The 13,737-nt window shown below is 51.1% G+C and carries 10 protein-coding genes and 2 pseudogenes; 7 read left to right on the top strand and 5 right to left on the bottom strand.

Annotation, left to right across the window (positions count from 1 at the left end):
• The 4 genes and pseudogenes from OGX67_RS08125 to torC form a co-directional block, all read right to left on the bottom strand.
• Window positions 1–300: pseudogene (locus OGX67_RS08125) on the bottom strand (hypothetical protein); the annotation flags it as partial.
• Between the two features lie 28 nt (window positions 301–328).
• On the bottom strand, window positions 329–961 hold the full coding sequence (gene torD / locus OGX67_RS08120; protein WP_003027453.1) for a molecular chaperone TorD: 633 nt from the start codon (window positions 959–961) through the stop codon (window positions 329–331).
• Window positions 951–3,449 (bottom strand): trimethylamine-N-oxide reductase TorA, encoded by a 2,499-nt coding sequence (torA, locus tag OGX67_RS08115; RefSeq protein ID WP_257651493.1) that lies wholly within the window; start codon window positions 3,447–3,449, stop codon window positions 951–953. The genes torD and torA overlap by 11 nt, the downstream gene beginning before the upstream one ends.
• A 9-nt stretch (window positions 3,450–3,458) precedes the next feature.
• Entirely contained in the window at window positions 3,459–4,592 is a 1,134-nt protein-coding gene (torC, locus tag OGX67_RS08110; RefSeq protein WP_286526316.1) for a pentaheme c-type cytochrome TorC, read from the bottom strand.
• 164 nt (window positions 4,593–4,756) lie between these two features.
• Between torC and pdxR the strand changes: the two genes are divergently transcribed.
• Window positions 4,757–6,229, top strand: a complete 1,473-nt coding sequence (pdxR, locus tag OGX67_RS08105; RefSeq protein WP_257651495.1) for a MocR-like pyridoxine biosynthesis transcription factor PdxR — start codon at window positions 4,757–4,759, stop codon at window positions 6,227–6,229.
• 45 nt (window positions 6,230–6,274) lie between these two features.
• Here the strand turns inward: pdxR and uxuA are convergent, their stop codons facing one another.
• The gene (gene uxuA / locus OGX67_RS08100) at window positions 6,275–7,465 is read right to left on the bottom strand and encodes a mannonate dehydratase (protein WP_003845159.1); all 1,191 of its coding nucleotides are present in this window, start codon (window positions 7,463–7,465) and stop codon (window positions 6,275–6,277) included.
• 202 nt (window positions 7,466–7,667) lie between these two features.
• Between uxuA and OGX67_RS08095 the strand changes: the two genes are divergently transcribed.
• The 6 genes and pseudogenes from OGX67_RS08095 to OGX67_RS08070 all read left to right on the top strand — a co-directional run bounded on the left by OGX67_RS08095 (window position 7,668) and on the right by OGX67_RS08070 (window position 13,708).
• Window positions 7,668–9,134 (top strand): mannitol dehydrogenase family protein, encoded by a 1,467-nt coding sequence (locus OGX67_RS08095; RefSeq protein ID WP_071697057.1) that lies wholly within the window; start codon window positions 7,668–7,670, stop codon window positions 9,132–9,134.
• Between the two features lie 119 nt (window positions 9,135–9,253).
• On the top strand, window positions 9,254–10,240 hold the full coding sequence (locus tag OGX67_RS08090) for a CobW family GTP-binding protein (protein WP_257651496.1): 987 nt from the start codon (window positions 9,254–9,256) through the stop codon (window positions 10,238–10,240).
• 34 nt (window positions 10,241–10,274) lie between these two features.
• Window positions 10,275–10,988, top strand: a complete 714-nt coding sequence (locus OGX67_RS08085; protein ID WP_003840063.1) for a phosphatase PAP2 family protein — start codon at window positions 10,275–10,277, stop codon at window positions 10,986–10,988.
• Window positions 10,989–11,401: 413 nt separating this feature from the next.
• Window positions 11,402–11,971: a bifunctional murein DD-endopeptidase/murein LD-carboxypeptidase gene (mepS, locus tag OGX67_RS08080; RefSeq protein ID WP_003027474.1), complete on the top strand. Its 570-nt coding sequence runs from the start codon at window positions 11,402–11,404 to the stop codon at window positions 11,969–11,971.
• 172 nt (window positions 11,972–12,143) lie between these two features.
• Window positions 12,144–12,509: pseudogene (locus OGX67_RS08075) on the top strand (CSS-motif domain-containing protein); the annotation flags it as partial.
• Window positions 12,510–12,581: 72 nt separating this feature from the next.
• Window positions 12,582–13,708, top strand: a protein-coding gene (locus OGX67_RS08070; RefSeq protein WP_286525769.1) for an IS3-like element ISSen4 family transposase whose coding sequence is annotated in 2 segments (ribosomal slippage) — window positions 12,582–12,846 and window positions 12,846–13,708 — 1,128 coding nt in all. Because the reading frame shifts where the segments join, the coding sequence is not laid out codon by codon here.
• Window positions 13,709–13,737 lie beyond the last annotated feature (29 nt).

Genomic DNA, 13,737 nt, shown 5'->3' with positions numbered 1-13,737 from the left:
CGGTCCGGCTGAAAATCGATGAGGCGTTGACGGCTGACCGGGGCTGCCCGCAGGGATGCGGGCAGAGGGGACGGCCTGCAAGGATGCAGGCTCGGCACCGACCCGACAGGCAGACGGCATAAGACGAATAACTCGCGCAGCGACGATTTTCCCGCCGGGAGCCTGGGATGCAAGGGAGGCGGCGGTGAGCCTCCCTTGCACGTTCACGGGTAACGGCGTTTCAGAGAAATGACTCCACTGAGGTGAACGGAACCCTATGCCGCAATCAAATATTCTCCATAATGCTTTACTGACTGGCATTACAGCGCAGGCTGTCCCTTTGTCATTTTTAGCGCTGACTGCTGAAATAAAAATCATCCATCAGCAGCGACTCCAGATACTGTTCATCCTCTTGCATAAAACGCACTATCAGATTAACCGCCTGAGGATAAAACCCCTCGTTATCCCGCACCAGACAAGCGTCGCGAAATAACGGTGCCCAGCACAGAATATGATGATGCAAAAAGTAATACTGCGCGGAGAATTTCTCCTCTTTAGCAACCATCCTCGCCATTAATGCCAATTGTACGGCAATATGATCGGAGGGTTCATTCTCCCGAGCCGCCAGCCCTTGCTCAACCAGCAGCACATTCATTTGCAGACGTTCTTCTGCCGCCGTCGTGTGTGGATAGTGCCCCGCATAGGGAGAAACACTAGCCGGCGGGGCCAGCAGAAACAACGAGGCAAAATCTGCGGCCAGCTCCAGCTGTCGGGAGTCGCGCCGCAGAACCCGGCCCAGGGTACGCTCAAAACGTTTAACATTGGCAGATAATCCGGGGATCGCCTCGAGTGAGGCAATCCATGCCTGGCTATTGCCATTTTCCAGACTGGCGAGCTGTTTTTCATCCAGCTCACGAAATAACAGTTGCGAAAACCACTGGTACACAGCCGCCCGCTGCTGATGAATTTGATTATGCTGCACTGGTCCCCTCCTCTTTCACAATCTGCGGACCACCGAAAGCCGTCACCTGCGGGGCTTTCTGCTGATAACGCTCGACCTCCACCAGCACGGTATGTGCTGAAGGCCCCTGGGCCAGCTGTGAAGTACCGATATCCGCACTCAGCACGTTCGGGTCGCCATAGGTGCATAATGTCCCGGCTTTCCCCCCTTCCTGCGGGGAGTACCACGCGCCTTCATGAATACGGACCACGCCAGGGGTAAAATCCGGACTGATTACCACGCCAGCCAGTACCTGACCACGAGCGTTAAAAACGCGGGCGATATCACCGGCTTTTAAGCCACGAGTGGTGGCATCCTGTTCGCTGATATAAAGCGGCTCTCTTCCGGCAACTGCATAGGTGTTACGAAACGCCTCGCTTGAGCACAACTGGGAATGCAGACGTTTATCTGGATGGCAGGATTGCAAATGCAGCGGGTATTTATCTTTTTTGCCGCTATGGGTACGCTCAAAGGGTTCCATCCATACCGGATGCCCCGGACAATCATCATAGGCAAAACCCGCGATGGTTTTGCTATAGATTTCAATAAGACCTGACGGCGTTCCCAGCGGATTCAGGTCTGGCTGCTCACGAAACTCGCCGTGACGTACCCACGGCTGACCCGGCGGATATTCAATATATCCGTCACCCTGCCAGAACGTTGTGAAGTCCGGTAAGGTAACACCGAGCGACGCCCCCATCTTCACACCTTCGTCATAAAGAGCCTGTATCCACTGCATTTCATTCCGGTTTTCGCGGTACACCGCTTCCTTATCAAATCGCTTACACAGCCCGGCAAAGATGTCAAAATCATGCCGCGCTTCGTATTGCGGTTTAACAATCTGATGCAGCGCCATCAGCCCTTTATTCGAATGCGTGCCAAACTGCTCAATATCGTTACGTTCAAAACGGGTAGTCACAGGCAGAACGATATCGGCAAAACGGCACGACGCGGTCCATTGGTGATCTAACACCACCACGGTTTCCAGCTTCTTCCATGCCTCAATCATACGGTTCCTGTCCTGCTGGGCGTGGAATGGATTGGCCGCACTGTAGATCGCCATTTTGATGTCAGGATACGTTAACGTCTCACCGTTGAAGGCAATCTTGTTGCCTGGCGCAAGCAGGCAGTCAACGATACGCGAAGTGGGGATATGCTCCGATGCGCCGCGAAAATCCGCTTTGTACTTCGCCTGCGGGGGATTAGTAATACTCCCCAGCCCAGAGAGCACTGGCCCGGTCGATGTTACCGTCCCACCGCCGTTATAGTGCCAGCCAAATCCGACCCCGCCGCCGGGCAAACCAATTTGACCGACCATGCTGGCCAGTACCACCAGCATCCACGGATACTGCTCACCGTGGTGCATGCGTTGTACGCACCAACCGCCCATAAACTGTGTCCGGCCTTTCACCAACAGGCGGGCGAAGTCTCGGATCTGCTCTGCTGTCAGCCCACAGATTTCTGCCGCCCATTCGGCATTTTTCGGCTGTTTATCACTCTCGCCCAGCAGGTACGGTAAAAACTGTTCAAAGCCGACGGTGTAATCGGTAATAAACGCCGTGTCGTACAGTTTTTCTTCGTACAGGGTATGCGCCAGTGCCAGCATTAACGCGACGTCGGTTTGTGGCCGCAACGCCAATTGCTCGCAGCCAAGATAGTTTTGAGATTTGCTACGCACTGGATCAACGCTGATAACGCGCATCTTATTCTGCGCTACCGCCTCTTTAATCTGCTGCCAGTAGCCAAACGCATCGTGATCGGGAACCAAAAACTCGATCTGCAAGTTCTTGATCGGATCGCAGCCCCACAACACGATGGTATTGCTGTTTTGAATCACCAGCGGGAGTGACGTCTGCTGCTCATAAACTTCCAGTGAACCAATCACATGCGGTAAAATGACCTGGGCCGCCGCCGCAGAATAGTCGCCGACAGTTGTCACATAGCTACCATGCAGGCCAAGTCCCCGGTCCATCGCCCCGCCCGCTTTATGGTATTTGCCTACCATTTGCCAGTCAGCAAGCCCGGTAAATACGCCTGATGAACCATAGTTTTTTTGCACCCGCTCCAGCTCTTCGTAAAACAAATCCAGCGCCTGATCCCAACTGACCCGTACAAAACGGTTATCTCCGCGCTGGCTGCGATCCGACTTCTCACGTTTAAGCAGCCAGTCCAGACGCACCATCGGGTAGCGCACCCGCGACGGGTTGTAGACCACTTCACGCACCGCGTTCAGCATATCGCAGGGATATTTGTCATGTTTGAACGGACGGGTTTCGGTCCACTCACCGTTGACCACTTTGGCTTCAAAAGCGCCATAGTGCGAACCTGATTGAATCCACTGTTCGGGATTTTCCCCCGCCGCCCACACTTTTGATATCAGCGGATTAGGCGCCAGTGCGCTGGCAGCACCCACCGCCAACATACCGCTGAGAAAACGGCGGCGGGACGGATTAAAGTCATGAATATCCATACATTATCCTTACTTTTTGTTGGTGTCAGACACATCGCTGGCGTGGGTCTGGAGGTATTTCAACAACGTACGTTCCTCCACCGGATTAAGCCGGTAATAGGTCGACATGGCTTTCAATCCAGCGATCCAGCCATTAGCGGTATATCGGGTCGTAGGAGGAGTGCTATGACAGGCGCTACAGGTGGATTGCAGCATTTGATCTGAGTACTCCCAGATTGGCGCAAGTGTGCTGATAAAGTCCTGATCGGTGGTCCAGGCGGTGACGCTCACCTGCTGCCATTCCTGATGTGAATCAGGATCGACCTGGGTTTGTAGCACTTTTACGTTCGCCATCAGGGGCTCATCGAGCACGGCGGAGAAAACGCGTTTCCCCATATACTGGGTGATCACCCGTCCACGCCCTTTGCTTTCACGCCAGCCCGTAATTTCGAGCTGGACGTTACTGCCTTCTTTTTTCAGCACCTTGGCCTCGGTGGCGGGAAATAACAGCGCCTTCCCTGCCGGACTTTCTGCCGTTGCCGCCAATGATTTTTCGCTTAATGAGAACAGTGTGGACGCATCCGTTGGCGTATCTCCCTGACGCTGTAGCTGCTTAAAGCGATCGCGAAAACCGCTGCTCATATCGGGTTTGTGATGGGCTATTCCTTTGTGGCAATCGATACAGTTACTGTCTTTTGCTGCCGCCGCGGTCATTTGCGCCGCCGCATTTGCCGATTGCTTGCCATGATCCATGGCCTCATAGCTATGGCAGGATTTACACGCCGCTGAATTATTCGCGCTCATGCGCGCCCACTCCCGTTGGGCCAGCTCCGAGCGTTTGGCAGCAAACTTTTCCGGAGTGTCGATAGAAGGAGAAATAAAGGTGTGATAGAGATCGTTTAAGGCTTCAGTTTTACGAATAAGCGTTGGAACAACGCCCGGTGGAATATGACAATCCTTACACTCAGCCCACACGCCAGACGCGTTGCGAAAATGCACGCTGGTTTTATATTCCTCTCCAGCCGTGCGCATCGAGTGACACGATAAACAAAATTCGGTGGTACTGGTGTAATGAACGCCTTGCCACGTTCCCCAAATAGCCAAGGCCATTACTACCGCCCCGACGAATGCGCACCACAATGCGTTCTTTCTTATCCACGACATGCTTGCCTCCATTTTTTAATAGCGACACGCTAAGGGATAATAAAAATCAAAAATAGAGACAGCGAAAGCAGATTATAGGAACAGCAGCCACTCTATGAGGTGAGTCAAATAGTAAAGATCAGAAATTAGTAATATAGTGACCATCTGTAAATAAGGAATTTCTTATGCTAACACTGACGCTCAATAGAGAAAGCCGTACTCCGCTGCAACTGCAGATATTTCAATTTTATTTCCAGGCAATTCAGCAGGGTGATTTGCTTTGTGGAGACAAACTCCCCTCTATTCGCGAGCAGGCTCAGGTATTGCACGTTGCTAAAATAACGGTAGTGATGGCCTATGATAAGCTGATGGCGGCTGGGTTAATCAAGAGCCGACACGGCATTGGCTATGAAGTGATATTCACCACGCCTGTACGTATAACCCCAACTCATGTGCCCGTGACCCAAGGCTCTCCACCGGTAAAACCTAAAGCTGCCGGGGTCTCTACCGATGTTTACGCCGAGCCTGGACGAGAGTGCTACTGCCGGATGGGCGTCCCCGACCCCAACGCTTTTCCCTGGTCAAGCTGGCGGAAATGGAATAATGCTCCAAGCATACTTAAAGAACAATTATTTACCCGGTATCATTCACCAAATGGATTATTTTCACTACGTGAGCAACTGGTCAGATACCTTAATTTATCCCGCGGAATTAATACCCGAGCAGAGAACATCATCATTACCAACGGGATTCAGGAAGGATTATCACTACTCAGCCAAATATTTATTATTCATCATGCTGTCAGTCAGCAAAAAAAGTGCCATATTGTGACCGAATCCCCTTGTTATTCTGGCGCATGGCATCTCTTTAATTATTACGGTGCAGACATTACGTCAATTGCCGTAGATAACCACGGGCTGCAAACAGATAATTTACCCGAGTATGAAACCCAGCTTTGTTATGTTACTCCAGCTCATCAGTATCCGATGGGAAGTGTGCTTTCGCTGGAGCGCCGTCAGTCATTATTAACGTGGGCGCAACGCGTCGGCGCTTACATCATTGAAGACGATTACGATGCCGTTTTTACCTATGGGGACAATCCCCTTCCCGCGCTGAAAGCCATGGATTATCACAACCGGGTTATCTATATGGGGACATTTTCTAAAACGCTGGGGCCAGGCGCACGGCTTGGCTATCTTATTTGCCCTGATGAACTGCTTCCGGCGGTACAGAATATGAAAGCGCTCAATAACAACGGCAGTCAGTGGTTGTTGCAACAATTTTTAGCCGAACTGATGCAAAATCAGGTTTTTTATACGCATATCAGCAAGCTGGCCTGCAGCTATGCGACGCGCCTCATTCTGTTACGCGATGGCCTGTCCACTCTGTTTCCCGAAGGGAAAATCGCTGGCGCAACGGCAGGTCTGCACCTCTCGTTACGCATTGCCAGACATACCGAATTCATCGCCAGGTTGCAACAAAGCTGCCTGTTGGCTGGGATCCGTTTCGACACTCTGCCGGATATAGAAAATGGATCAGAAGCCGCATGGCGCAAAGAAAACAGCGATGCTGTTATGTTTTTTGGTTTTGGTGGATTGCAGATACAGCAGATCAATAAAGTGCTGACAGTGCTGGAGCAGGCGCTCGCGCAGCCTTGATGAATAACAGGGATTGCACCTGTAGCGCAATCCCTGTTGTTAGACTTACAGCAGGTCGCGGAACTGCGTTTGTTTCAGCGCCAGCTCAACGCCGCGGACTTCTGCCAGTCCTTTCAGGCGACCAATCGCCGAGTAGCCCGGATTGGTTTTCTTGTGCAGATCGTCAAGCATCTGGTGTCCATGATCCGGACGCATCGGGATAGGACGCAGGTCGCCCGCCTTTTTACGCCGCTGCTCTTCGCTCAAAATGGCAGCCACCACCGATACCATATCCACATCACCCTGCAGGTGCGCACCTTCGTGGAACGTTTTCGGGTTATCTTCACGACAGGTCGAGCGCAGGTGCGTGAAGTGGATACGATCGCCAAAGGTTTCGATCATTTTCACCAGATCGTTATCAGCGCGCACGCCGTAAGAACCGGTACACATGGTGAAACCATTATTAATACTGTCGACGGTTTCTTTCAGCCACTGCATATCTTCGATAGTCGAAACGATACGCGGCAGACCGAGGATCGGGCGCGGCGGATCGTCAGGATGCACGGCCAGACGCACGCCGACTTCTTCTGCCACTGGCACAATCGCCCGCAGGAATACCGCCATATTTTCGCGCAGATCGTCTTTACTGATGCCGTCATATTCAGCAAGGCGCGCACGAAACTGATCCAGCGTATAGCCCTCTTCTGCACCAGGCAGGCCAGCAATGATATTGCGTGTCAGCTTTTCAATTTCTGCATCGCTCATGGCATTGAAGTAGTCCAGCGCCTGGCGTTGTTCTTCGTCGGTATAATCCGCTTCAGCTCCCGGGCGTTGCAGAATGTGCAGCTCGAAAGCCGCAAAGGCAATCTGGTCAAAACGCAGCGCTTTGGAACCATCCGGCAGCTGATATTCGAGGTCGGTACGCGTCCAGTCGAGGATCGGCATGAAGTTATAGCACACGGTATCGATACCGCAGGTCGCCAGATTACGGATACTCTGCTGATAGTTGGCAATCCACGTTTGATATTGACCTGAACGCGTTTTGATATCTTCGTGGACAGGGATACTTTCCACCACCGACCAGGTCAGCCCTTTTTCAGCCAGAATGGCCTGACGCTGTTGAATTTCTTCTACCGGCCACACTTCACCGTTAGGAATATGGTGCAAGGCGGTTACAACACCCGTTGCGCCAGCCTGACGCACATCATCAAGCGATACCGGATCGTTAGGTCCGTACCAACGCCAGGTTTGTTCCATTGTTTTACCTCACAAGTTGTTATACCAAATTAAATCACCTTAATGACGACTACCATACAGGCATCCGTTAGATGATCAACACATTGCCGATGATTGGTTGATCAAGCTCACACTCCCCGGATAAATGAGGCACACCAATTCAATTTATTGTCATATAACTTTATACTGCCATTGTTAATTAATGGTTAATCAGGTGTATTTAATGAAAACTATTGCCTCAGCGCCACTGGCGGAAAATGTCATGATGCCGCAGTACGACCGCCAGCAATTAAAAACGCGGATTGTACATTTTGGTTTCGGTGCTTTTCACCGCGCCCATCAGGCGTTACTCACCGACAGGGTGCTGAATGCGCAGGGTGGAGACTGGGGTATTTGTGAGATCAGTCTGTTCAGCGGCGATCGCCTGATGAGCCAACTGCGCGAACAGGATCATTTATTTACCGTGCTGGAGAAAGGGGCCAACGGCAACCAACCGATTGTTATCGGCTCCGTCAACGAATGTCTCAACGCCAGGCTGGATTCACTGGCGGCTATTATTGAAAAATTCTGCGAGCCTCAGGTGGCTATTGTCTCGTTAACCATTACGGAAAAAGGCTACTGCATCGATCCGGCTACAGGCTCGTTAGACCTCAGCAATCCACGTATTGCTCACGATCTGCAAACACCGACTGAACCGCACTCTGTCCCCGGAATTATTGTTGAAGCGCTACACCGCCGACGTGAACGCGGCCTACAGCCGTTTACCGTCCTCTCTTGCGATAATATCCCGGACAATGGTCATGTGGTAAAAAACGCCGTACTGGGAATGGCGGAAAAACGTTCACCAGAACTGGCAACCTGGATTCAGGAGCATGTCAGCTTCCCGGGTACCATGGTGGATCGCATTGTTCCTGCCGCTACCGAAGAGTCACTGGCTGAAATCGCCCGCGAGCTGGGCGTTGCCGATCCTTGCGCAATCAGCTGCGAACCGTTTATCCAGTGGGTGATTGAAGATAATTTTGTGTGTGGCCGCCCACAATGGGAAACGGCGGGCGTCCAGATGGTCGAAAACGTCTTGCCGTGGGAACAAATGAAACTGCGGATGCTGAACGGCAGTCATTCGTTTCTGGCTTATCTCGGTTATCTGGCCGGGTTCCAGCACATCAGCGACTGCATGCAGGACAGCGCATTTCGTGAAGCCGCTTACCGGCTGATGCTCAACGAACAGGCGCCTACGCTGCAAATTACCAACGTTGATTTAGACCAGTATGCCCTAAGCCTGTTGGAGCGTTTTGCCAACCCAGCGTTGAAACATAAAACCTGGCAAATCGCGATGGATGGTAGCCAGAAATTACCCCAGCGCATGTTGGAAGGGATCCGCGTACATTTAGCCCGCCAAAGTGAGTGGCCATTGCTGGCGCTCGGTGTCGCAGGCTGGATGCGTTATGTGAGCGGCGTGGATGACTCAGGCGCAGCAATTGATATTCGTGACCCACTAAGTGAGAAAATTGCCGCTCTGGTTAAACAGAGTACTGAATCAGAACGTGTCAGCGCCCTGCTTTCGCTGCGCGAAATTTTCGCTACCGATCTCGTCCAGAATCCGCAGTTTGTCGCGGCCATTCAGCAGGCCTGGCAACGCATTGCCCAATACGGTGCGCATCAGGCTGTCATTGATACGTTAAAAAGTTAACGATTTCTGCCATTAAACAGGACGAAGCGCGTCTTCGTCCTCTCACCCCTTCTCTTTTTCACCGTTTTTCGCCAGGATTGTTAAATGCCATTACGGTAATTTATGATTCTGGAGTAAATGTGACTAAAACCAATCTCATCACCGGTTTTCTCGGCAGTGGCAAAACCACCTCTATTCTTCATTTATTGGCAAACAAAGATCCTGCTGAGAAGTGGGCCGTGCTGGTTAATGAGTTTGGCGAAGTTGGCATTGATGGCGCGCTACTGGCTAACAGCGGTGCGCTGTTAAAAGAGATCCCCGGCGGCTGTATGTGCTGCATTAACGGTCTGCCGATGCAGGTTGGTCTCAATACGCTGCTACGTCAGGGAAAACCTGACCGTCTGCTCATTGAACCCACCGGCCTCGGCCACCCTAAACAGATTCTGGATTTACTCACCGCACCGGTTTACGAACCGTGGATCGATCTGCGTGCGACCCTCTGTATTCTTGACCCGCGGCTGTTACTGGATGAAAAAAGCGTCGCCAATGACAATTTCCGCGACCAGCTGGCCGCCGCAGATATCATTGTTGCCAACAAAACCGACCGTGCCACGACGGAAAGCGAAAACGCCCTACAAAGCTGGTGGCAACACTATGGAGGTAATCGCCAGTTAGTTCATGCCGACCATGGACAAATTGACGGACAGCTACTGGATTTGCCCCGGCTAAACCTGGCAGAGCTTCCTGCAAGCGCGGAGCACGCCCATAGTCATGCCGACAAAAAGGGGCTGGCAGCGTTGAGCCTACCCGCACAGCAGCGCTGGCGTCGTAGCCTGAACAGCGGACAGGGCCATCAGGCCTGCGGTTGGATTTTTGACGCCGATACGGTGTTCGATACTATCGGTCTGCTGGAATGGTCTCGTCTCGCTCCTGTTGGACGTGTGAAGGGGGTAATGCGTATTAAAGAAGGACTGGTACGCATTAACCGCCAGGGAGACGACTGGCATATAGAGACGCAAAACGTCGCGCCGCCGGATAGCCGTATTGAACTTATTTCCGATACCGAGACCGACTGGAATGCGCTACAGAGCGCATTGTTGAGACTTCGTTTAGGCGCTAGCGCGTAAGGTTGCCTTCGTTTTTTAGCAATGGTAAACGACGATGAAAACCCGATACCCTCTAATCCTCCTGCTTAATATTGTGGGCCTGGCACTGTTTCTGTCCTGGTATATTCCAGCCGGGCATGGGTTCTGGTCTTCACTGGATACGGGCGTTTTCCGCTTCTTTAACCATAAACTGGTGGAAAGCCCGCTGTTCTTATGGGTTGTTGCTATAACCAATAACCGGGCATTTGATGGCTGCTCATTGCTGGCAATGGGCGCATTGATGCTGCACTTTTGGCTCAAAGAGACATCGGAAGGTCGCCGACGCATTGTGGCTATCGGTTTGGTTATGCTGCTTACCGCAGTGATATTAAATCAGCTGGGCCAGGCGCTTATTCCCGTTAAACGTGCCAGCCCAACTCTGATGCTGGATAATATTTATCGCGTCAGTGAACTGCTGCATATTCCGACCAAAGATGCGTCGAAAGACAGTTTTCCTGGCGATCACGGCATGATGTTGCTTATTTTTTCCGCATTCATGCTGCGTTATTTCGGAAAAGTCGCAGGAATAATCGGCCTTATTATCGCTGTGGTTTTTGCCTTCCCACGCGTAATGATTGGCGCCCACTGGCTCACCGATATCGTGGTTGGTTCCATGACGGTGGTCCTGATTGGCCTTCCCTGGTGGCTAATGACGCCATTAAGCGACCGCTTAGTCACTCTGTTCGTGAATTATCTACCCGGCAAAAACAAACAATTTTTAAACAAATAACGCAGAGTAATTAACATCATCAGGGATACTTCTGATTCCCTGATGATGCCTGGCAATATTTCATCATTCTGATTGTCATTCTCCTGTCATCTTATTCATGTTTAAAATGAGTAAGTTGCGTATTTTTTACCCTGATTGTTCTTAATTTAGACAATGCCGTTTATTCACTTTCTGTATCAATTTTTCTTATAAGAAATCACGTAAAATCACTCGCATTGACCGGAACGATCGGGTAATCTCGAACACGTTTTGCCTCGCGGGATAATTATTCCCTTTCAGAATAAATTTGTGCGTTCTGCCACAGATTTGACCTTAAGGAATTGTCTCATCGTGCGATGGTAATTAGTCTCGTCACGTTTGGCATTTTTTATAACGATATTTATCGTTAAGGACTTCAAGGGAAAACAAACAAAATGGTCAAATCTCAACCGATTTTGAGATATATCTTGCGGGGCATACCCGCGATAGCAGTTGCGGTTCTGCTTTCTGCATGTAGCACAACGAACACCGCCAGGAATATGCATTCTGAGACGCATGCTGTGGGCAATGGAGATAACTCTTCACTGCAAGCCTCTCAGGATGAATTTGAAAATATGGTACGTAATATCGATGTTAAATCACGTATTATGGACCAATATGCTGACTGGAAAGGCGTGCGTTACCGCCTTGGCGGCAGCACCAAAAAAGGCATTGATTGTTCAAGCTTCGTACAGCGTACGTTTCGTGAGCAATTTGGTTTAGAGCTTCCTCGCTCAACCTATGAACAACAGGAAACGGGTAAATCCGTTTCGCGCACTAATCTGCGTACAGGCGATCTGGTTCTGTTCCGTGCTGGCTCTACTGGCCGACACGTCGGTATTTATATCGGCAACAACCAGTTCGTACATGCCTCGACCAGCAGTGGCGTTATCATTTCCAGCATGAACGAGCCTTACTGGAAAAAACGTTACAACGAAGCTCGCCGGGTTTTGAGCCGCAGTTAATTTCGTTTGGCAGCTATCCCTTGGCTATCCTGATGAGACATATAAAAAAGCACTGCTACGGCGGTGCTTTTTTTTGCTTTGCCCTTGTGACTAAGAAAAATCTCACAACATGAGTCATTTCAGGTTATATTCATACAGGATAAGTGGTTACTTCAGGTAAACATAAGGAACTATGTTAAGGCGCTCCTCTTCTTCCGATCGGAAACTCCTGCTCACCTGCGTTATAACGGGGATAGTCGTCGCGTTACTCGTCAGCTCACTGCAGTTTTTTATGTCATGGCATCAACGAAACGCAAAGTACGACACGCTAACGTCTAACATACAAAACTATATTGAAAGTTTCTTCGCTGACCTTGAAACCACCACCAACACACTACAACCTCTGGTAAAAGACACCTGCTCGCAAGCTTCAGCTCAACTCACTTCCAGCGCCGCGTTTAGCCTGAATGTGCGGGCCTTTTTGCTGGTAAAAGACGGTATCGCTTTCTGCTCTTCAGCAACCGGTTCAATGAATACGCCTCTTCAGCAATTGGTTCCCGTGACCTGCTCCCCGTTGATTAGTACACCCCGATGTTAGTAATGTCTTCATAAGCCACATGAGGACATCCCCATGAAGAAGCGTTTTTCCGACGAACAGATCATCAGTATTCTCCGCGAAGCCGAAGCCGAAGCTGGGGTACCCGCCCGTGAACTCTGCCGCAAGCATGCCATTTCCGATGCCACGTTTTACACCTGGCGTAAGAAGTATGGCGGTATGGAGGTGCCTGAAGTTAAGCGCCTGAAGTCGCTTGAGGAAGAGAACACCAGACTCAAGAAGCTGCTTGCCGAAGCCATGCTGGATAAAGAGGCGCTTCAGGTGGCTCTTGGGCGAAAGTACTGACGACAGACCAGAAGCGGGAAGCCGTGATGTTGATGTGTGATGCGACCGGTCTGTCGCAACGTCGTGCCTGCAGGCTTACAGGTTTATCCCTGTCGACCTGCCGCTATGAGGCTCACCGTCCGGCTGCTGATGCGCATTTATCAGGGCGCATCACTGAGCTGGCACTGGAGCGCAGGCGTTTTGGCTACCGTCGTATTTGGCAGTTGCTGCGCCGTGAAGGGCTTCATGTTAATCATAAGCGCGTGTACCGGCTTTATCACCTCAGTGGCCTGGGCGTAAAACGCAGAAGACGTCGTAAAGGGCTGGCAACAGAACGTCTGCCGCTGCTCCGTCCGGCGGCGCCCAATCTGACCTGGTCGATGGATTTCGTCATGGACGCACTTTCCACCGGTCGCAGGATCAAGTGTCTTACCTGCGTCGATGATTTCACAAAGGAATGCCTGACGGTCACTGTTGCCTTTGGGATTTCAGGCGTTCAGGTCACGCGTATTCTGGACAGCATTGCACTGTTTCGAGGCTATCCGGCGACGATAAGAACTGACCAGGGGCCGGAGTTCACTTGCCGTGCACTGGATCAATGGGCCTTTGAGCATGGTGTTGAGTTGCGCTTAATCCAGCCGGGCAAGCCAACGCAGAACGGATTTATTGAGAGCTTTAACGGACGATTTCGCGATGAATGTTTGAATGAGCACTGGTTCAGCGATATCGTTCATGCCAGGAAAATTATTAATGACTGGCGGCAGGATTATAACGAATGCCGCCCGCACTCCACGCTGAATTATCAGACACCGTCTGAATTTGCAGCGGGCTGGAGAAAGGGTCATTCTGAGAATGAAGATTCCGACGTTACTAACTGAGTGTTGTATCTAATCGTGGGGGCAGGTCA

The sequence above is a fragment of the Citrobacter sp. Cf118 genome, assembly GCF_030334095.1.
Taxonomy (GTDB): Bacteria; Pseudomonadota; Gammaproteobacteria; order Enterobacterales; family Enterobacteriaceae; genus Citrobacter; species Citrobacter freundii.
The sequence above is the reverse complement of the archived record's forward strand: the minus strand, read 5'-3'. Positions and strand labels throughout refer to the sequence as shown.